The following is a 23,621-nucleotide window of genomic DNA, read 5'->3' as shown; positions in this document are numbered from 1 at the left end:
ACGACGACCTCGCCGCGTTCGTCGCCTTCTCCTCCATCGCGGGGCTGCTCGGGAACGCGGGGCAGGCCAACTACGCCGCCGCGAACACGTTCCTGGACGCCCTCGCCGCCCAGCGGCAGGAGGCCGGGCTGTCCGGGACCTCCGTCGCCTGGGGACTGTGGGAGCCGTCCAGCGGCATGACCGGCGGGCTGGGCCGGCAGGACCTGGCGCGGATGCGGCGTTCCGGCATCGTCGCCATGTCGGCCGAGGAAGGGCTCGCCCTCCTCGACGCCGCCCTGCACGCCGGCGACGCGCACCTCGCCGCCGTCCGCTTCGACCACGCTGAGCTGCGGACCGGGGCCCAGAGTGCTCAAGGCTCGATGCCCGGGATGCTGCGCGGCCTGGTCCGCGCCCCCGTACGGCGTGCCGCGCAGGCCGCCGCCGCGGCGAGCGGTGGGCAGGACACGCTGGTGGAACGGCTGACAGGACTGCCCTCGGCGGAACAGGACCAGGCTCTCGTCGACATGGTCCGCACCCAGGCCGCCCTGGTGCTGGGCCACACCTCAGCGGAGCTGATCGCGCCGGAGCAGACCTTCAAGGCGGCGGGTTTCGACTCCCTCGCCGCGGTCGAACTGCGCAACCGCCTCAACGCCACCACCGGCCTCCAGCTCTCCGGAGCCCTGACCTTCGACCACCCGACGCCCACCGCGCTGGCCCAGTACCTCAAGTCCCGGCTCCTGGGCGACGCCCCGCCGCTTCCCACCGCGCCCGTCGCGGCGGTCGAGACGGACGAGCCGATCGCGATCGTCGGGATGGCCTGCCGCTTCCCGGGCGGAGTCGAGTCCCCCGAGGATCTGTGGCGGCTCGTCGCGGAAGAGCGTGACGCGATCGCGGACTTCCCGACCGACCGGGGCTGGGATCTCGACGGCATCTACGATCCGGACCCCGAGAGCCTCGGCAAGACCTACGTACGGAACGGTGGGTTCCTCGACTCCGTCGCCGACTTCGACGCCGAGTTCTTCGGGATCTCCCCGCGCGAAGCCCTCGCCATGGACCCCCAGCAGCGCCTGCTGATGGAGACCTCCTGGGAGGCGTTCGAACGCGCGGGCATCGACCCCGCCGCACTCAAGGCCAGCGCGACCGGCGTCTTCATCGGCGCGGTCTCGCAGGACTACGGACCCCTGCTGAGCCGTACCTCGGACGCCGTCGAGGGGTACCGCCTCACCGGGACCACCGGCAGCGTCGCCTCCGGCCGCCTCGCCTACACCTACGGCTTCGAAGGACCCGCCGTCACCGTCGACACCGCCTGCTCCTCCTCCCTCGTCGCCCTCCACCTCGCGGCGCAGGCGCTGCGGCGGGGTGAGTGCACGATGGCGCTGGCCGGCGGCGCGACCATCATGTCCAGCCCGGACATGTTCATCGAGTTCAGCCGGCAGCGCGGACTCTCGGACGACGGACGCTGCAAGGCGTTCGCCGACAGCGCCGACGGCACGGCCTGGGCCGAGGGCGTCGGTGTGCTCGTGGTCGAGCGGCTGTCGGACGCGGTGCGCAAGGGACACCGGGTGCTGGCCGTCGTCCGTGGCTCCGCCGTCAACCAGGACGGCGCCAGCAATGGGCTCACCGCTCCCAACGGACCCTCCCAGCAGCGGGTGATCCGCCAGGCGCTCGCCAACGCCGGGTTGAGCACCGGGGATGTGGACGCCGTCGAGGCACACGGTACGGGTACGATGCTCGGGGATCCTATTGAGGCGCAGGCGCTGATCGATGCCTATGGGCAGGGGCGGACTGTAGAACGGCCGTTGTATCTCGGATCGCTGAAGTCGAACATCGGTCATGCGCAGGCGGCCTCCGGTGTCGGTGGTGTGATCAAGACGGTCATGGCTCTGCGGGCTGGAGTGCTGCCGCGCACGCTGCATGTCGATGCGCCGTCCTCGCATGTGGACTGGTCCGCGGGGGCTGTCGAGTTGCTCACCGAGGCGCGGGAGTGGCCGGACAGTGGGCGTCCTCGGCGTGCGGGTGTGTCGTCGTTCGGGATCAGTGGGACGAACGCGCATGTGATCGTGGAGGAGGCTCCGGAGGCCGTTGACGCGGCTGAGGTGCCTGCGGTTGGTGGGGTGTTGCCGTTCGTGGTGTCGGGGCGGTCGGTGGAGGGGTTGAGGGCTCAGGCTGAGCGGCTTGCCGCGTATGTGCGGGGTGGGGTTGAGCTGAGTGGGGTTGCTTCGGCCTTGGTGGCGGGTCGGTCGGCGTTGGAGTTCCGGGGTGTGGTGGTTGCTGGTGATCGCGGTGAGCTGGTGGCGGGGCTGGAGGAGTTGGCGGCCCGGGAGTCGGTGCCGGGCGGTGTGCGGTCTTCGACTCGGCCGGTGTTCGTGTTCCCCGGGCAGGGGTCGCAGTGGGTGGGGATGGCGGCTGGTCTGCTGGACGAGTCTGCGGTGTTCGCGGAGCGGATCGCGGCGTGTGAGGTGGCGCTCGCGCCTCACGTCGATTGGGAGTTGACCGCCGTCCTGCGGTCCTCGGAGGAGGACTGGCTGGGGCGGGTGGATGTGGTGCAGCCGGTCTTGTGGGCGGTGATGGTGTCTCTCGCCGGGTTGTGGGAGTCGTTCGGCGTGCGGCCGGCCGCCGTGGTCGGTCACTCTCAGGGTGAGATCGCCGCTGCCTGCGTGGCGGGTGCGCTCTCTCTGGGCGATGCGGCGAAGGTCGTAGCGCTGCGCAGCCAGGCGATCGTGGAGCTGGCGGGCACGGGCGGCATGGCCTCCCTCGGTGTCCCGGCCGAGCGCGCTGCTGAGCTCATTGCCCCCTACGAGGGCCGGGTGTCGGTGGCTGCCGTGAACGGTCCGGGATCGGTCACCGTCGCGGGTGAGCCGGATGCTCTCGACGCGCTGCTGGCCGACTGCGACGCCGCCGATGTCTGGGCGCGCCGGGTCCCGGTGGACTACGCCTCCCACTCTGCACAGGTGGAGTCCATCCGCGACCGCATCCTGGCCGACTTGGCTGACCTTGAGCCGATGGCACCGACGGTCCCGTTCTACTCGGCGGTCACGGCGGAGCGCCTGGAGACGAGCCCTCTCGATGCCGCGTACTGGTACACGAACCTGCGTCAGACGGTCCGTTTCGAGGAGACGGTGCGTCTGCTGCTGGCGGACGGCTTCGACGCGTTCGTCGAGGCCAGCGCCCACCCGGTCCTGACGACACCGGTCGAGGGCACGGTCGAGGACGCCGCGGTCGTCCTGGGCACCCTGCGCCGCGACGAGGGAGACCTGCGCCGCTTCACCACCGCCCTCGGCGAGGCGTACGTCCAGGGTCTCCCGGTCGACTGGACCCCCCTGGTCGGCACGGCCCGTACCACCGGACCCGACCTCCCCACCTACCCCTTCCAACGCCGTCACTACTGGCCGGCCACCGCCAGCACCTCCACCGGTGACCTCACGTCCGCCGGCCTCGCCAGGGCAGGCCACCCCCTCCTTGGCGCGTCGGTGCCGCTGGCGGACGCCGAGGGGCTGCTCCTGACCGGGGCGCTGTCACTCGCGGCGCACCCGTGGCTGGCCGGCCACCGAGTGGGCGGGACCGTGGTGCTACCCGGTGCGGCCGTCGTCGACCTGGCGATCCGCGCTGCCGACGAAGTGGGCTGTGACCTGCTCGAAGAGCTCGTCATGGAAGCGCCGTTGGTGATCCCCGAGAGGGGCTCCGTACAGGTCCAGGTCCGCGTCGAGCGGCTGGAAGAGGGCGGGGCGTACGGGCTGAGCATCCACTCGCGCAGGGCGGACGCCGACACCGACGCCCCCTGGACCCGCAACGCGACCGCCGTGCTGGCGGTGAGGCAGGGCTCTGCCGATGAGTCCGGCCGGTTCGCAGTGTGGCCGCCGACGGGTGCGCACCCCATCGACCTCGACGCCTTCTACGAGCGCCTGGCCGAGGTCGGGCATGGATACACGGGCCTGTTCCGGGGGCTCTCGGCGGCATGGCGTGTCGGTGAGGACATCTACGCCGACGTGACGTTGCCCTCGGGCGAAGAAGCACCGCAGGGCTTCGGCATCCACCCGGCGCTGCTGGATGCCGCGCTCCACGGCGTGGCCCTCGACAACACCACAGACGGACAACTCCTGGTACCCGGCCGCTGGGCCGACGTCTCCCTGTCCGCGACCGGCGCCACCGCCGTACGTGTACGGCTCGCCCGCCTCGGCGCCGACGAGGTCGCCGTCGAACTGGGTGACCAGACAGGCCGACCGGTGATGAACGTCGGCTCCCTGTTGCTCCAGCGCGTCTCGATCGAGCAGTTCCAGGAGACGCGGACCGGCGGGGGGATGTACCGGGTCGATTGGGCGCCCGTGGGGCCGGTGGAGGGGGAGTTCCCGGGGCAGGTGGTGGTGCTTGATGGTGACGACCCGGAGCTGGGCGCGGTGGAGGGTGCGCCTGAGGTGGTGGTTCTGCCCTGCTTCGACGGGTCGGACGTCCATGGGATGGCTGCTGGGGTGTTGGGTGTGGTGCGGGCCTGGTTGGCCGATGCGCGGTTCGAGTCCTCGCGGTTGGTGGTGGTGACGCGGGGTCCTGGCGGTGTGGTGTCGGGTCTGGTGCGGTCGGCGGAGACGGAGCACCCCGGCCGGTTCGTCCTCGTCGAGACGGACGGGGAGGACTGGCTGGCCGATGTGCGCACCGCGTTGGCGGTCGGTGAGCGTGAAGTGGCGGTGCGGGACGGCGCATTGAGTGTGCCGCGTCTGGTCCGGCACGCGGTGACCGATGGGGAGGTGGTGTCGTGGGGTGAGGGCGCTGTTCTGATCACCGGTGGCACCGGCACCCTGGGTGGTCTGGTGGCCCGGCATCTGGCGATGCGCCACGGGGTCCGTGAGCTGGTGCTGGTCGGGCGTCGGGGGATGGACGCGCCGGGTGTGGGTGAGCTGGTGGAGGAGCTGGCCGCGCTGGGCGTGTCGGTGGTGGTCGAAGCCTGCGACGCGGCCGACCGGGACGCCCTGGCCGGTGTCCTGGAGCGCATTCCGGGGCGTTTGGCGGGTGTGGTGCACGCTGCCGGTGTGCTGGACGACGGTGTCGTGGCCGGCATGTCCGACGATCAGTTGCACACGGTGCTGCGCGCCAAGGTCGACAGTGCCGTCAACCTGCACGAACTGACCCGCGACCTGGACCTGACCGCCTTCGTCCTCTTCTCCTCCGCCGCGAGCGTGTTCGGCACCAGCGGTCAGGCCAACTACGCGGCGGCGAACGCCTTCCTCGACGCACTCGCTCAGCAACGCCGCGCCTCCGGCAAACCCGCGATCTCGCTGGGCTGGGGACCCTGGGCGCAGACCAGCGGCATGACCGGCATCGCCGAGGGCACCACGGCGGCGCGTGCTCTGCGCCGGGGAGTCCGGGCCCTCATGAACGACGAGGGGCTCGCCCTCTTCGACGACGCTCTGCGTTCCGACGAGGCGCACCTCCTGCCCGTGATCCTGGACCCGGTGGCGTTGCGCGCCCGGGCGGCGTCGGGTTCGCTGCCCGACGTACTGCGCGGCGTCGTGCGGACGACGAGCCGTCGTACCGCGTCCACCGCTGCCGGCACCGACGGTTCCCGGTTCGCCGCACGCCTGGCCGCGCTCGACGCACCGGCACGCGAAGCCGAGATCCTCAACCTGGTCCGCACGAACGTCTCCCTCGTGCTCGGCCACGAGTCGGGGCAGACGGTCGAGGCCGCACGGGCCTTCAGGGATCTCGGGTTCGACTCGATGCTCGCCGTGGACCTGCGTAACCGCCTGAACGCGGCGACGGGCCTGCGCCTGCCGGCGACGCTCGTGTTCGACCACCCGACCCTCTCCGCGCTCGCCCGTCATCTGGAGGAAGCGCTCCTCGGATCGGACACGATCGTCGCCGGGCCCGCGCAGACCACCGACGCGACGAGCGACGACCCCGTGGTGATCGTCGGGATGGCGTGCCGCTACCCGGGCGGAGTGGCCTCGCCGGAAGACCTGTGGAACCTCGTCGCGGAGGGCCGGGACGCTGTCGCCGGCTTCCCCGAGAACCGAGGCTGGGACCTGGAGAACCTCTACGACCCCGACCCCACGGCCCTGGGCAAGAGCTACGCCTCCGAAGGCGGCTTCCTGTACGACGCCGGTGACTTCGACGCCGACTTCTTCGGGGTCTCGCCCCGCGAGGCCCTCGCCATGGACCCCCAGCAGCGGTTGCTGCTGGAGACGTCGTGGGAGGCGTTCGAACGGGCCGGGATCGATCCGGCCGGGCTGCGCGGCAGCCGGACGGGCGTCTTCGCGGGCGTCATGTACCACGACTACGTGGACGGCACGGGCCCGGCGAACGCCGAGGTCGAGGGCTACGCGCTGACCGGCAAGTCAGGAAGCGCGGTCTCCGGCCGGGTCGCGTACACCTTCGGGCTGGAAGGCCCCGCCGTGACGGTGGACACGGCGTGCTCCTCGTCGCTGGTCGCCCTGCACCTCGCGGCTCAGGCGTTGCGGAACGGCGAGTGCACGATGGCCCTCGTCGGTGGTGTGACGGTCATGTCGACGCCCGAGGTGTTCGTCGAGTTCAGCCGTCAGCGCGGGTTGTCGGCCGACGGTCGGTGCAAGGCGTTCTCGGCCGCGGCGGACGGTACGGGCTGGGCCGAGGGCGTGGGCGTGCTGCTGGTGGAGCGGCAGTCGGAGGCGGTGCGTCTCGGGCATCGGGTGCTGGCCGTCGTACGCGGCAGTGCGGTCAATCAGGACGGCGCCAGCAACGGGCTGACGGCACCGAATGGGCCCTCCCAGCAGCGGGTGATCCGGCAGGCGCTCGCCAGTGCCGGTCTGGGGACCGGCGACGTGGACGCCGTCGAGGCGCACGGGACCGGCACCACCCTCGGCGACCCGATCGAGGCACAGGCTCTCATCGCGACCTACGGGCAAGGACGTCAAGAGCCTCTCTACCTCGGTTCACTGAAGTCGAACATCGGTCATGCGCAGGCCGCCGCCGGGGTGGCGGGTGTGATCAAGACGGTGATGGCGATGCGGGCCGGCGTGCTGCCGCAGACCTTGCACGTCACCGAGCCGTCGCCGCACGTGGACTGGTCCGCCGGTGCGGTGGAACTGCTCACCGAGGCGCGGCAGTGGCCCGAGACCGGGCGCCCCCGTCGGGCGGGCGTGTCCTCCTTCGGGGCGAGCGGCACCAACGCACACGTGGTCCTGGAACAAGGCCCCGAGCCCGTCCCCGCCGAGCCCACCGAGAACGACGGCGTCACGCTCCCGTTCCTCGTGTCGGCCAAGTCGGAGAGTGCGCTCCGTGCTCAGGCGGGTCGAGTGGCCCAGTTCCTCGCCGACCGTCCTGACATCGCACTCGGCGCGGTCGCCCGGGCACTGACCTGGGGTCGGGCGGCGCTGGAGTACCGGGGCGTCGTACTGGCCGACGACCGGGCGGAGCTGGCGTCCGGCTTGGCGGCGCTGGCCTCGGGCGAAGCGGCGACGGGCAAGGCACGTCCGGTAGGGCGGCCGGTGTTCGTCTTCCCCGGGCAGGGGTCGCAGTGGGTGGGGATGGCGGCCGGTCTGCTGGACGAGTCGCCGGTGTTCGCGGAGCGGATCGCTGCATGCGAGGCGGCGCTCGCACCTCACGTCGATTGGGAGTTGACTGCCGTCTTGCGGTCCTCGGAGGAGGACTGGCTGGGCCGGGTGGATGTGGTGCAGCCGGTGCTGTGGGCGGTGATGGTGTCTCTCGCCGCATTGTGGGAGTCGTTCGGCGTGCGGCCGGCCGCCGTGGTCGGTCACTCTCAGGGCGAGATCGCCGCCGCGTGCGTGGCGGGTGCGCTCTCCCTCGATGACGCGGCGAAGGTCGTGGCACTGCGCAGCCAGGCAATCGTGGAACTGGCGGGCACCGGAGGCATGGCCTCCCTCGGTGTCCCGGCCGAGCGCGCTGCCGAGCTGCTCGCCCCCTACGAGGGCCGGGTGTCGGTGGCTGCCGTGAACGGTCCGGGATCGGTCACCGTCGCGGGTGAGCCGGACGCCCTTGACGCGCTGCTGGCGGACTGCGACGCTGCCGATGTCTGGGCGCGCCGGGTCCCGGTGGACTACGCCTCCCACTCGGCGCAGGTGGAATCCATCCGCGACCGCATCCTGACCGACTTGGCTGACCTTGAGCCGATGACGCCCAGGATTCCCTTCTACTCGGCGGTCACGGCGGAGCGCCTGGAGACGACCCCTCTCGACGCCGCGTACTGGTACACCAACCTGCGTCAGACGGTCCGTTTCGAGGAGACGGTGCGTCTGCTGCTGGCGGACGGCTTCGACGCGTTCATCGAGGCCAGTGCCCACCCGGTCCTGACGACACCGGTCGAGGGCACGGTCGAGGACGCCGCGGTCATCCTGGGCACCCTGCGCCGCGACGAGGGCGACCTGCGCCGCTTCACCACCGCCCTCGGCGAGGCGTACGCCAACGGCCTCGCCGTCGACTGGACCCCCCTCGTCGGCACCCCTCGTCCAGCCGACATCGGCCTCCCCACGTACCCCTTCGAGCACCAGCACTTCTGGCTGGAGCGCATCCCCGCGACCGGCGACGCGCGCGAACTCGGACTGGCCGAGGCGGATCACCCCCTGCTGGGCGCCGCCGTGCGACTCGGCGGCGAGCTGGGTGCCGTACTCACCGGCCGGGTCTCCTTGCGGACCCACCCGTGGCTGCGGGACCACGCCGTCGCCGGGACGGTACTGCTGCCGGGCACGGCCTTCGTGGAGCTGGCGATACGCGCCGGGGACGAGGTCGGCTGCGGCCGTGTCGCCGAACTCGCCCTGGAAGCACCGCTGGTCGTCCCCGAGCAGGGCTCCGTACAGCTCCAGGTCGTCGTCGACGCCCCCGGCGACGACGGGGAGCGTGCCGTGTCCGTGTACGGGCGTACCGAGCGCGGCGGCGCCCTCGACGACGCGTGGACCCGGCACGCCTCCGGTGTCCTGGCGCCGGCCCCCGACGACCGGACGGACGGTCTTGGCACCTGGCCGCCCGCAGGAGCCGAGCCCATCGCCCTGGACGACTTCTACTCCGCCCTGGCGGACACGGGATACGGCTACGGCCCGGCGTTCCAGGGCCTGCGCACCGCCTGGCGGTCGGGCGACGACGTGTACGCCGAAGTCACCCTCCCCGCCGAACCGGCCGCGCAGGCCACACTGTTCGGGCTGCACCCGGCGCTCCTCGACGCCGCCCTGCACGCCGCCTCCCGCAGCGGCCTGGACGCTGCCCCCACCGGCACGGTCAGGCTGCCGTTCGCCTGGTCGGACATCACCCTGCACGCGTCCGGCGCGACCTCGCTCCGCGTCCGGCTCACCGTCACCGGGCCGGAGACGCTGGGGGTGCTCGCGACCGACCCGGCCGGCCGGCCGGTGCTCTCGGCACGCGGCCTGACGGTCCGCCCGATCCCGCTGGACCGGCTCGACCTCGTACGCCATCCCGCTGAAGAGGCGCTCTTCCGCGTCGACTGGACCCAGGTCGAGGTGGACGGGACGGGGACGGACCGGGCGAACGACCAGGTCTGGGCGGTTCTCGGTGACACCGCCGACGCCACGGCCGCTCTCCTGCGTGACGCGCACCTCGCCGCCGAGCCGTACGCCGACCTGCGGGCGGCGCGCGCGTCCGAGGGAGCCGCGCCTGACGTGGTCGCGCTGATCCTGGCCGACTCCGGTGACACGCACGGAGAGGTGCGGGAGACCCTGAGCGGCCTCCTGGCCTTCGTCCAGGAATGGCTCTCCGACGAGTACTTCGCGGCGTCCCGCCTGATGGTGGTGACCCGCGGCGCCGTACAGACCGGGCACGGGGCCGACGACGTGGACCTCACCCATGCCCCGGTCTGGGGGCTGATGCGTACCGCGCAGAACGAGCACCCCGAGCGGTTCGTTCTCGTCGACCTCGACCCGGCGGACCGGTCGGCCACGGCCCTCGTGACCGCGCTCGGCTGCGGGGAACCCCAGGCGGCCGTGCGTGACGGCGTCCTGTGGACCCCCCGGCTCGCACGCGCCACCTCCGGCGCCGCCCTGCTGCCCCCGCGCTCCGGACCCTGGCGGCTGGAGACCACGGCCGACGCCGGCACCCTGTCCGACCTGGCCCTGCTGCCCGCCCCGACGGCACAGCGGGAACTGGGCCCGGTCGACATCCGGATCGATGTCCACGCGGCCGGCATCAACTTCCGCGACGTACTCATCGGACACGGCATGGTGCCCGGCCAGACCGGCATGGGCAGCGAAGGGGCCGGTGTCGTCACCGAGGTCGGCTCCGAGGTGACCGGACTCGCCGTGGGCGACCGGGTGTTCGGGATGTTCCGCGACGCCTTCGGACCGGTGGTCGTGGCCGACAGCCGGATGACGGCAGCCCTCCCCGCCACGTGGTCGTTCGAGCAGGGCGCGTCGGTGCCGGTGGCCTTCCTGACGGCCTGGTACGGGCTCGTGGAGCTGGGTGGACTCCGGCCCGGGGAGCGGGCGCTGATCCACGCCGGTGCGGGTGGCGTCGGCATGGCGGCGATCCAGATCGCCCGTCATCTCGGCGCCGAGGTCTTCGCGACCGCGAGCGAGGGCAAGTGGGAGGTGTTGCGCGCGATGGGGCTGGACGACGCCCACATCGCCAGCTCCCGCACGCTCGACTTCGAGCAGAAGTTCGCCGACGGAATGGACCTGGTCCTCAACTCCCTCACCGGGGAGTTCATCGACGCCTCGCTACGGCTGCTGGGCGACGGCGGTCGGTTCCTGGAGATGGGCAAGACGGATATCCGGGATGCGGTCGAAGGGGTGTCGTACCGGGCGTACGACTTGCTGGAGGCGGGGCCGGAACACATCGGGGAACTGCTGAGTGAGGTGATGCCGCTCTTCGCCGCCGGGGTGCTGGAGCCGGCCACCGTGCGGTCGTTCGATGTGCGGCGGGCGCCGGAGGCGTTCCGGTTCATGTCGCAGGCCAAGCACACGGGCAAGCTGGTGCTGCGCATGCCCCGGCGCCTGGACCCGGACGGCACGGTCCTGATCACGGGCGGTACCGGCACGCTGGGCACGCTGGTGGCGCGGCACCTGGTCGAGGAACACGGGGTGCGGAACCTGGTGCTGCTGAGCCGTAGTGGCGGTGAGGTCCCCGAGGGGCTGGACGCCCGGGTCGTCGTCGAGGCGTGCGACGTGTCCGACCGGGAGGCGCTCGCCGCAGTCCTGGGGCGGATACCCACCCCGCTGACCGGCGTCGTCCACGCGGCGGGTGTACTGGACGACGGTCTGATCGAGTCGCTCACCCCCGAGCGACTGGAGAACGTCCTGCGGGTCAAGGTCGACGGCGCGGTCAACCTGCACGAACTCACCGCGAACGACGACCTCGCCGCGTTCGTCCTGTTCTCCTCCCTCGCCGGAGTCCTCGGCAACGTCGGCCAGGCCGGTTACGCCGCCGCCAACACCTTCCTCGACGCGCTCGCCCGGCAACGGCACGCGGCCGGCCTTCCCGCGTCCTCCGTGTCCTGGGGGCTGTGGGAGCCGTCCAGCGGCATGACCGGCGGGCTGGGCCGGCAGGACCTGGCGCGGATGCGGCGTTCCGGCGTCGTCGCCATGTCGGCCGAAGAAGGGCTCGCCCTCCTCGACGCCGCCCTGAACGTCGACGAACCGCACCTCGTGGCCGTCCGCTTCGACCAGGCCGCGCTGCGCACCCAGGCAACCGGCGGATCGATGCCCAGGCTGCTCCAGGGGATCGTACGGGCCCGGGAAGCGCGCCGAGCCGTCGAGGCCGTCGCCACCGGACGGGACAACCCGCTGGCCCGTGAACTCGAAACGCAGCCCCCGTCCGAACAGACCCGCATCCTGCTCGATCTCGTCCGCACCCACATAGCCACCGTCCTCGGACACACCTCCACCGGGTCGACGGACGCCGAACGCAGCTTCAAGGAGCAAGGGTTCGACTCGCTGACCTCCGTGGAACTCCGCAACCGGCTCAACGCGGCCACCGGTCTCCGACTGCCCACCACCCTCGTCTTCGACCACCCGACCCCGCTCGCCCTCGCCGACTTCCTCCGCACCGAGCTGCTCGGCACCGAGGACACCGACGACGCCCGCGCCATCGTCCCGGCCACAACGCCGCCGACGGACCACGAGCCGATCGCGATCGTCGGTATGGCCTGCCGCTTCCCCGGCGGAGTCGAGTCCCCCGAGGACCTGTGGCAGCTCGTCGCGGAAGGACGTGACGCGATCACGGACTTCCCGACCGACCGGGGCTGGGACATCGACGACATCTACGACCCCGACCCCGGCCGGCACGGAAAGAGCTACGTCCGCTCCGGCGGGTTCCTCGACTCCGTCGCCGACTTCGACGCCGAGTTCTTCGGGATCTCCCCGCGCGAGGCCCTCGCCATGGACCCCCAGCAGCGCCTGCTGATGGAGTCCTCGTGGGAAGCCATCGAACGCGCCGGCATCGACCCCGCGACCCTGCGCGGCAGCCAGACCGGCGTGTTCTTCGGGATGCTCGCCAAGGACTACGCCACACGTCTCGACCGCACCCCCGAGGACGTCGAGGGCTACCTCGGCACCGGCAACGCCAGCAGTGTCGGCTCGGGCCGGGTCGCGTACACCTTCGGCCTGGAAGGCCCCGCCGTCAGCGTCGACACCGCCTGCTCCTCCTCGCTGGTCAGCCTCCACCTGGCCGTGCAGGCGCTGCGGAACGGCGAATGCGCGATGGCCCTCGTCGGCGGTGTCAGCGTGATGCCGACGCCGGGGCTGTTCGTCGAGTTCAGCCGGCAGCGCGGGCTTGCCGCCGACGGCCGCAGCAAGGCGTTCTCGGCCACGGCGGACGGCACGAGCTGGTCCGAAGGCGTGGGCGTCCTGCTCGTACAGAGGCTGTCCGACGCCCAGCGCGAAGGGCACCGCATCCTCGCGGTGGTCCGGGGCAGCGCCACCAACCAGGACGGCGCGAGCAACGGACTCGCCGCGCCCAGCGGTCCCTCGCAGCAGCGGGTGATCCGACAGGCGCTCGCCAACGCACGGCTGAGCGCCCGGGACATCGACGCCGTCGAAGCGCACGGTACGGGCACGACGCTCGGGGACCCCATCGAGGCCCAGGCGATCATCGCCACGTACGGGCAGGGGCGCGACGATGACCGCCCGCTGTGGCTCGGGTCGCTGAAGTCGAACCTCGGTCATGGGCAGGCGGTGTCCGGTGTCGCCGGGGTCATCAAGACGGTCATGGCGCTCAGGGCGGGAGTCCTGCCCAAGACACTGCATGTCACGGAACCGACCTCCCATGTGGACTGGTCCGCGGGTCGAGTGGAGTTGCTCACCGAGGCGCGGGAGTGGCCGGACACTGGGCGTCCTCGTCGGGCGGGCGTGTCGTCCTTCGGGATCAGCGGGACGAACGCGCACGTGATCGTGGAGGAGGCTCCTGGGACTGAAACTCCTGAGGTGCCTGCGGTTGGTGGGGTGTTGCCGTTCGTGGTGTCCGGGCGGTCGGCGGAAGGGCTGAAGGCTCAGGCTGAGCAGGTCGCCGCGTATGTGCGGGGCGGGGCTGAGCTGAGTGGGGTTGCTTCGGCCTTGGTGGCGGCTCGGTCGGCGCTGGAGTTCCGGGGCGTCGTGGTTGCTGGCGATCGCGGTGAGCTGGTGGCGGGGCTGGAGGAGCTGGCGGCCAGGGAGTCCGTGCCGGGCGGTGCGCGGTCCTCGTTGCGTCCGGTGTTCGTGTTCCCCGGGCAGGGGTCGCAGTGGGTGGGGATGGCGGCTGGTCTGCTGGACGAGTCTGCGGTGTTCGCGGAGCGGATCGCGGCGTGCGAGGCGGCGCTCGCGCCCCACGTCGATTGGGAGTTGACCGCCGTCCTGCGGTCCTCGGAGGAGGACTGGCTGGGGCGGGTGGATGTGGTGCAGCCGGTGCTGTGGGCGGTGATGGTGTCGCTGGCCGGGTTGTGGGAGTCGTTCGGCGTGCGGCCGGCCGCCGTGGTCGGTCACTCCCAGGGTGAGATCGCCGCCGCGTGCGTGGCGGGCGCGCTCTCCCTCGGCGATGCGGCGAAGGTCGTCGCGCTGCGCAGCCAGGCGATCGTGGAGCTGGCGGGCACGGGCGGCATGGCCTCCCTCGGTGTTTCGGCCGAGCGCGCTGCTGAGCTCATTGCCCCCTACGAGGGCCGGGTGTCGGTGGCTGCCGTGAACGGTCCGGGATCGGTCACCGTCGCGGGTGAGCCGGACGCCCTTGACGCGCTGCTGGCCGACTGCGACGCCGCCGATGTCTGGGCGCGTCGGGTGCCGGTGGACTACGCCTCGCACTCGGCGCAGGTGGAGTCGATCCGCGACCGCATCCTGGCCGACTTGGCTGACCTTGAGCCGATGACGCCCAGGATTCCCTTCTACTCGGCGGTCACGGCGGAGCGCCTGGAGACGACCCCTCTTGACGCCACGTATTGGTACACCAACCTGCGTCAGACGGTCCGCTTCGAAGAGACGGTACGGCTGCTGCTGGCGGACGGCTTCGACGCGTTCATCGAGGCCAGCGCCCACCCGGTCTTGACGACACCGGTCGAGGGCACGGTCGAGGACGCCGCGGTCGTCCTGGGTACCCTGCGCCGCGATGAGGGCGACCTGCGTCGCTTCACCACCGCCATCGGCGAGGCGTACGTCCACGGCCTCCCGGTCGACTGGACCCCCCTCGTCGGCACCGCCCGTACCACCGGACCCGACCTCCCCACCTACCCCTTCCAACGCCGCCGCTACTGGCTCCAGGCGCCCCCCGGCGCACGTGGCGACCTCGGTGCGGTCGGGCTGCGGGACGCGGAGCACCCGTTGGTCGGGGCCTGCGTGCCGGGTGTGGACGGCGGAGTGGTGCTGACCGGCCGGGTGTCGCTGTCGGCGCATCCCTGGCTCGCTGACCATGCGGTCGCCGGGACGGTACTGCTGCCCGGAGCGGCGTTCGTGGAACTGGCACTGCGGGCCGCGGACGCCGTCGACTGCGGTCGGCTGGACGAGCTGACCCTGGAGGAACCGCTGGTCGTCCCGGAACAGGGAGCGGTGGCGGTCCAGGTGGTCGTCTCCGCCGCGGACGGGACGGGCGGCCGTACGGTCTCCGTCCACTCGCGGGCCGGCGACGAGGAACTGGGCGGGGAGTGGAGCCGCCACGCCGTCGGCAGGCTCTCCGATGAGACGTCCGCCGCGTCCGAGGACGGCTTCGGCGCGGGCGCCTGGCCGCCGGCCGGCGCCGAGCCGGTCGACCTGGACGGGTTCTACGGCGACCTCGCGGCGCGCGGATACCAGTACGGTCCCGCCTTCCAAGGGCTCACCTCGGCCTGGCGGCACGGTGACGACACCTACGCCGAAGTGGCCCTGCCCGCCGGGCACGACACGGACGCCGCCCGGTTCGGCCTGCACCCGGCCCTCCTCGACGCCGCCCTGCACGCCATCGTCACGGCGAGCGCCCCCGGCGCCGACGACGGTCGGCTGCGGCTGCCGTTCGCGTGGAACGGCGTCGTCCTCTCCGGAACCGGCGCGACCACGGCCCGGCTCCGTATCTCACGGCTCGACACCGACACGGTCGCACTGACCCTCGCGGACAGCGACGGCCGGCCCTTCGCCCAGATCTCCGCCCTGACCCTGCGTCCGATCGACCCCGCACGTCTGCGCGAGACCGTCACCGCCAGGGATCCGCTCTACGCCCTCGACTGGGTACCGGCGACAGCCACGCAGCCCGCCCTCGACCCGGCCGGCCTCGCCGTTCTCGGCGCGGACGGGTTCGGCCCGCTGGTCCCGGAGACCGCCCACTACCCCGACCTCACCGCGCTGACGCACGCGCTCGACACCGGCACGCCCGTCCCGGCAGCCGTACTCGTGCCGTGCGCCGACGATTCCGACGCACACGCCGTCGCGGTGCGACTGCTGACCGTTCTGCGGGCCTGGCTGGCCGACGCGCGGTTCGAGTCCTCGCGGTTGGTGGCGGTGACGCGGGGCCCGGCGGGTGTGCTGGCGGGTCTGGTGCGATCGGCGGAGACGGAGCACCCCGGCCGGTTCGTCCTCGTCGAGACGGACGGCGAGGACTGGCTGGCCGATGTACGCGCCGCGTTGGCGGTCGGCGAGCGTGAAGTAGCCGTGCGGAGCGGCGCGTTGAGCGTGCCGCGTCTCGTGCGGTATGCGGTGACCGATGGGGAGGCGGTGTCGTGGGGTGAGGGTGCTGTTCTGATCACCGGTGGCACCGGCACCCTGGGTGGTCTGGTGGCCCGGCATCTGGCCATGCGCCACGGGGTCCGTGAGCTGGTGCTGGTCGGGCGTCGGGGGATGGACGCACCGGGTGTGGGCGAGCTGGTGGAGGAGCTGGCCGCGCTGGACGTGTCGGTGGTGGTCGAAGCCTGCGACGCGGCCGACCGGGACGCCCTGGCCGGTGTCCTGGAGCGCATACCGGGTCGCCTGGCCGGTGTGGTGCACGCGACGGGTGTCCTGGACGACGGTGTCGTGGCCGACATGTCCGACGAGCAGTTGCACACCGTGCTGCGCGCCAAGGTCGACAGTGCCGTCAACCTGCACGAACTGACCCGCGACCTGGACCTGACCGCCTTCGTCCTCTTCTCCTCCGCTTCGGGCCTCCTGGGCGGTCCGGGGCAGGCGAACTACGCGGCGGCCAACACCTACCTGGACGCGCTCGCCCACGCCCGCCGTGCCGAAGGGCTCCCCGCCACCTCCATGGCCTGGGGTTTCTGGGAGACGGCCAGCGGCATGACCGGTCACCTCGACGGCGGCGACACCGTCCGCCTGGCGCGCCGGGGCATCCTGCCGCTCACCGACCGGCAGGGGCTGGCGCTGTTCGACGCGGCGCTGTCCGCCACGGCCCCCGCGCTGACCGTGCCGATCCGCCTCGACTCCGCCGCCCTGCGCGCCCAGTCCGCCGCCGGACTGCTGCCCCCGCTGCTGAGCGGCCTCGTCCGCGCCGCCAAACGGCGTGTCGGCACACCCGACGGCGAGCCGGCGACCTCCGGGTTCGCCCGGCGCCTCGCGGGACTGTCCGCCGCCGAACAGGAGCGCGAGCTGACCCAGTTGGTGTGCGAGGTCGTCGCGGCCGTCCTGGGCCACGAGTCCGGCGCGGCCGTGAACGCCGGACGGCCGTTCAAGGAGCTGGGCTTCGACTCGATGCTCGCGGTGGACCTGCGTAACCGCCTCAACGCGGCGACCGGCCTGCGCCTGCCGGCGACGCTCGTGTTCGACCACCCCACACCCTCGGCCATCGCCCGCCACCTGCGCGGTGAACTGGTCGGCTCCGAGACGGACGCGGCCGGACCCGCCCCGGCCGGCGACGCGACGGACGACGACCCCGTGGTGATCATCGGAATGGCGTGCCGCTTCCCCGGCGGCGTCGAGTCCCCCGAGGACCTGTGGGACCTGGTCGCGGAGGGCCGGGACGCCGTGGCCGGCTTCCCCGAGAACCGGGGCTGGGACCTGGAGGACCTCTACGACCCCGACCCCTCGGTTCCCGGGAAGAGCTACGCGTGCGAGGGCGGGTTCCTGTACGACGCGGGCGACTTCGACGCCGGGTTCTTCGAGATCTCGCCCCGCGAGGCCCTCGCCATGGACCCCCAGCAGCGGTTGCTGCTGGAGACGTCGTGGGAGGCGTTCGAGCGGGCCGGGATCGATCCGGCCGGGCTGCGCGGCAGCCGGACGGGCGTCTTCGCCGGTGTCATGTACCACGACTACGCCGCTCGCGTCACCGAGGTGCCCGAGGAAGCCGAGGGTTATATCGGTACCGGTTCGTCGGGCAGTGTCGTGTCCGGCCGGGTCGCGTACACCTTCGGGCTGGAAGGCCCCGCGGTGACGGTGGACACGGCGTGCTCCTCGTCGCTGGTCGCCCTGCACCTCGCGGCTCAGGCGCTGCGCAACGGCGAGTGCACGATGGCCCTCGTCGGAGGCGTCACCGTCATGTCGCACCCCGGCCTCTTCGTCGAGTTCAGCCGCCAGCGCGGGATGTCACCGGACGGTCGGTGCAAGGCGTTCTCGGCCGCGGCGGACGGTACGGGCTGGGCCGAGGGCGTGGGCGTGCTGCTGGTGGAGCGGCAGTCGGAGGCGGTGCGCAAGGGACACCGCGTTCTGGCCGTCGTACGCGGCAGTGCGGTCAATCAGGACGGTGCCAGCAATGGGCTGACGGCGCCGAACGGGCCGTCGCAGCAGCGGGTGATCCGGCAGGCGCTGGCCAGTGCCGGTCTGGGGACCGGGGACGTGGACGCCGTCGAGGCGCACGGGACCGGCACTACCCTCGGCGACCCGATCGAGGCACAGGCCGTCATCGCGACCTACGGGCAGGGGCGTCAAGAGCCGCTGTACCTGGGGTCGTTGAAGTCGAACATCGGTCATGCGCAGGCCGCCGCCGGGGTGGCGGGTGTGATCAAGACGGTGATGGCGATACGGGCCGGCGTGCTGCCGCAGACCTTGCACGTCACCGAGCCGTCGCCGCACGTGGACTGGTCCGCCGGCGCGGTGGAGCTGCTCACCGAGGCGCGGCAGTGGCCCGAGACCGGGCGCCCCCGTCGCGCGGGCGTGTCCTCCTTCGGCGCGAGCGGCACCAACGCACACGTGGTCCTGGAGCAAGGCCCCGAGCCCGCCGCCCCCACCGAGCCCGTGCACGACGAACGTGTCCTGCCCTGGCTGCTGTCCGCCCGTACCCCCGGGGCCCTCGCCGACCAGGCGCGGCGACTCGCCGAGTTCGCGCGGGCGGAGGGCGGCGCCGGGACGGCGGAGATCGGGCACGCCCTCGTGGCCACCCGGGCCCTGTTCGAGGAGCGGGCCGTCGTGACCGGCGGTGACCGGGACGAACTGCTCGCCGGGCTCGACGCGCTCGCCGCGGGCGGATCCGCGCCCGGCGTGGTGGCGGGGACGGCTCGGCCCGGCGTCCGGGTCGCGTTCCTGTTCAGCGGCCAGGGCAGCCAGCACGCGGGCATGGGACGCGAGCTGTACGAGACGTTCCCGGTCTTCGCCGAGGCGTTCGACGCGGCGGTCTTCGAACTCGACCGGCAACTGGCCGGGCACACGGACCAGTCGGTGCGTGACGTCGTCCTGGGAGCCGACGGCACCGAGGGCCTGCTGGACGAGACGGTCTTCACCCAGGCCGCCCTCTTCGCCCTCGAAGTCGCCCTCTACCGGCTGGTCGAGTCCTTCGGCATACGGCCCGACCACCTGCTGGGACACTCGATCGGCGAACTCGCCGCCGCCCATGCGGCGGGCCTGTGGTCCCTCCAGGACGCGGCCGTCGTGGTCGCGGCGCGCGGCCGGCTCATGCACGCACTGCCCAAGGGCGGAGCGATGGTGGCCGTCTCGGTCTCCGAACAGGACGCCCTCGACGGCCTGGCCACCGCCCGTGACGACGTCCCCGGCGCCGACGCCGTCTGCGTAGCCGCCGTCAACGGGCCCGCCTCGGTCGTCCTGTCCGGCGACGAGGAGCCGGTACTGGCGGTGGCGGCGCGCTTCGCGGACGCCGGACACAAGACCCGCCGCCTGCGGGTCAGCCACGCGTTCCACTCGGCCCGCATGGAACCGATGCTGGACGAGTTCCGCCGCATCCTGACCACCGTCTCCTACGGCGAACCCACCCTCCCGCTCGTCTCCAACCTCACCGGAGCCCCGGCCCACCCCGACGAACTGCGCACCCCCGAGTACTGGGTACGACAGGTGCGCGAGGCCGTCCGGTTCGCCGACGGAGTGACGGCCCTGCACGCCGACGGCGTCACCGCCTACCTCGAACTCGGCCCCGAAGGCGTCCTGACCGCGATGGTCCGCGACACCCTCCCCGGCGCCGCCGACCTCACCGCCGCCCCCCTGCTGCGCCGCAACCGGCCCGAGACGCGGGCCACCCTCGACGCCCTGGCCGTCGCCCACGTCGCGGGCGTGCCCGTCCGCTGGGAAACCCTGTTCGAGGGGACCGGGACCACCGATCTGCCCACGTACGCGTTCGAACGGCGGCGCTACTGGCTGAGCAGCGGCTCGGGGCCGGCCGCCGACCCCACCGGCCTCGGCTTCGCCCCGGGCCGCCACCCGCTGGTCGGCGCCGCCGTCCCGCTCGCCGGCACCGACCACATGGTCCTCACCGGACGGCTCTCCACCCGCACCCACCCCTGGCTCGCGGACCACGCGGTCGCCGGAACCGTCCTGCTCCCCGGCGCCGCGCTCGCCGAACTCGCCCTGCACGCCGCCGACCTCACCGGCTGCTCCCGGGTCGCCGACCTGACCCTGGAGAACCCGCTCGTCCTGCCCGAACGCGGCGCCGCGCAACTCCAGATCGCCATCGGCGGGGACCAGGGCGACGGAGCGCGCACCCTGGAGATCCACTCCCGCCCGCAGGACACCACCGACACCGATACCGACCCCGAGCAGTCGGCGACGGCCTGGACCCGCCACGCCACCGGCACCCTCGCCCCGGCCGACGACCACACCGCCAACTTCGACTTCGGCCTGACCGCCTGGCCCCCGCCCGGCGCCCAGCCCCTGGACCTGGACGGCTTCTACGACCGGCTCACCGACAGCGGCTACGGCTACGGGCCGGCCTTCCAGGGCCTGCGCAGCGCATGGCGCGCCGGTGACGCCGTCTACGCCGACGTGGCCCTGCCCGACGGCACGGCCGACTCCGCGAGCCGGTTCGGCCTGCACCCGGCGCTCCTCGACGCCTGCCTGCACGCGGCACAGCTCACCGCCCCGGAAACCGACGACGGCCTGGTACGCCTCCCGTTCTCCTGGACCGGCATCACCCTCCTGGCCACCGGCGCCCCCGCCCTGCGGGTACGACTGTCCACCAGCGGCCCCGACCGGCTCACCCTCCAAGCCGTCGACGGCACCGGACAGCCCGTCCTCGACGTGCGGGAGCTGGCGGTACGCGGCGTCGCCCCCGACCGGCTCGGCGCGGCCCGCGAGAGCACGACCGGCGCCCTCCACCTCATGCACTGGCTCCCGGCCGACCTGACCGAAAGCCTCACGAACACGAACACGAACACGGCTACGAACACGAACACGAACACGGCTACGGACACGGCCACAGACACGGACACCGCCACAGACACAGCCACGGACCGGCTCGACACCGCCCGCCGCACCACCACCACCGACGGCGGCGGTCTCGCGGACGCCGTCGCGCAGGCGACCACCGAGGTCCTGCGGCGGATCCAGGAACGGCTCGCCGACGACGACGCACCGGGCCCGCTGGCGGTGGTGACGCACGGCGCGGTCGCCGCGTCCCCCGACGACACCGTGCCCGACCTCGTCAACGCCGCCGTATGGGGCCTCGTACGCTCGGCCCAGTCCGAACACCCCGGCCGGTTCACCCTCGTCGACACGGACGACAGCCCCGACTCCACCGCGCTCCTGGAGGCCGCCGTCCGCAGCGGCGCACCCCAGCTCGCCCTCCGTGCCGGACAGGCCCTGGCACCCCGCCTCGCCCGGCACGGCGAACACACCGCCCTGATCCCGCCGCCCGGCGACTGGACCCTGGCCACCACGGGCGACGGCACCCTCGAAGGACTGGCCCTCCAGCCCGCCGACGACACCGCGCCCCAGCCCCTCGGCGCACACGACATCCGCATCGCCGTCCGCGCCGCCGGACTCAACTTCCGCGACGTGCTGATCGCCCTCGGCGTCTACCCGGGCGCCGCGTCCATGGGCGGCGAAGGCGCCGGCGTGGTCACCGAAGTCGGCTCCGAGGTCGAGCAGTTCACCGTCGGGGACACCGTGTTCGGGCTGTTCCCGTCCTTCGGGCCGCGGGCCGTCGCCGACCGGCGGATGGTCGCCCGGATGCCGGAGGGGTGGTCGTTCGAGCAGGGCGCGTCGGTACCGGTCGTGTTCCTGACGGCCTGGTACGGGCTCGTGGAACTCGGCGGACTCCAGCCCGGCGAGCGGATCCTGATCCACGCCGGTGCGGGCGGGGTCGGCATGGCGGCGATCCAGATCGCCCGCCACCTCGGCGCCGAGGTCTTCGCGACGGCGAGCGAGGGCAAGTGGGACACGCTGCGGGCGATGGGTCTGGACGACTCCCACATCGCCAGCTCCCGCACGCTCGACTTCGAGCAGAAGTTCGCCGGTGGCGTCGACGTGGTGCTCAACTCCCTCGCGGGCGAGTTCATCGACGCCTCACTGCGGCTCCTCGCCGACGGCGGCCGGTTCCTGGAGATGGGCAAGACCGACCTCCGCGACCCGGACACCGTCCACACCGCCCACCCCGGCACCCGCTACCTCCCCTACGACCTGATGACCCTCGCCCCGGGCCACATCAACGCCCTCCTCGACGACGTGACCCGCCTGTTCGGGACCGGGGCGCTGCACCCGGCCCCGGTACGGTGCTACGACATGCGGCGGGCACCGGACGCCTTCCGGCTCATGTCCCAGGCCAAGCACACCGGCAAACTGGTCCTGCGCGTCCCCAGGCCCCTGGACCCGGACGGCACCGTTCTGATCACCGGCGGCACCGGCACCCTGGGCGGCCTCCTGGCCCGGCACCTCGTCACCCGGCACGGCGTCCGCAACCTGGTGCTGCTCAGCCGAGGCGGGCCCGACGCCCCCGGCGCGGCCGGCCTCACCGCCGACCTCACGGAACTCGGCGCCCAGGTGCGCGTCGAGGCGTGCGACGCGGCCGACCGCGAGGCACTCGCCGCCGTCCTCGCCCGCACATCCGCCCCCCTCACCGGCATCGTCCACGCGGCGGGCGTACTGGACGACGGACTCATCGACGCACTCACCCCCGAGCGCCTCGAACGCGTCCTGCGCGCCAAGGTCGACGGCGCCCTCAACCTCCACGACCTCACCGCGGGCCACGACCTCGCCGCCTTCGTCCTCTTCTCCTCCGCCGCCGGAATGCTGGGCAGCCCCGGACAGGCCAACTACGCCGCCGCCAACGCCTTCCTGGACGCCCTCGCCGCACACCGGCAGTCCACCGGGCTCCCCGCCACCTCCCTCTCCTGGGGCCTGTGGGCGGACACCAGCGGCATCACCGGACAACTCGGCGCGCAGGACATGGCCCGCATGCGCCGCTCGGGGATCGCCCCGCTGACCGCGGCCGACGCACTCCAGCTCTTCGACACCGCACTGACCCTCCCCGACGCCAACCCCGCCGCCGTACGACTGGACACGGCCTCCCTGCGGAAGGCCGCCGCCGCCGGGAACTTGCCCGCACCGCTGCACGGCCTGGTGCGCATGCCCCGGCGCCAGGCCACCGGAGCCACGGCACGGTCCGCGACCCACCTCGTCCAGCAGCTCGCCGGACAGACCGGGGCGGAACGCGAACGCCTCCTCGTCGACCTCGTACGCGGCCACTGCGCCGCCGTCCTCGGACACGCCTCCACCGAGGCCGTCTCCTCCGACCGGGGCTTCCTCGAAGCGGGCTTCGACTCGCTCACCGCCGTCGAACTCCGCAACCGGCTCTCCACCGCGACCGGACTGCACCTGCCGGCCACGATCACCTTCGACCACCCCACCCCCCTCGCTCTCGCCCGCCACCTCGGACAGCAACTCGCCCCGGCCGGCCCGGCGGACCCGACGGCACCCCTGCTCGGCGAGATCGACCGGCTGGAAGCGGCACTCACCGACGCGCTTCCCGACCCGGGCGACGACCGCGACGCCGTACTGCGCCGCCTCCAGGCGCTGCTGTGGAAGTTCGAGGACACCCCCGACCCGGCGTCCGGCACCGAAGACGACCGGCCCGGCGGCTTCGACGCCGTCACCGACGACGAGATGTTCAGCCTGATCGACAGGGAACTGGGGCTGGACTGA

At 72.8% G+C, this 23,621-nt stretch carries 1 protein-coding gene (running past one end of the window); it reads left to right on the top strand.

Annotated elements, in window-relative coordinates:
- Window positions 1–23,621: part of a type I polyketide synthase coding region (locus IE316_RS36050; RefSeq protein WP_268257660.1), annotated on the top strand (this coding region is incomplete at its 5' end). 6,000 nt of the annotated region lie to the left of the window's left edge; the window shows 23,621 of its 29,621 annotated nt.

Origin of the sequence: Streptomyces fumanus (assembly GCF_014655295.1) — a bacterium.
Taxonomy (GTDB): domain Bacteria; phylum Actinomycetota; class Actinomycetes; order Streptomycetales; family Streptomycetaceae; genus Streptomyces; species Streptomyces fumanus.
This window is presented reverse-complemented; position numbering and strand designations above follow the sequence as displayed.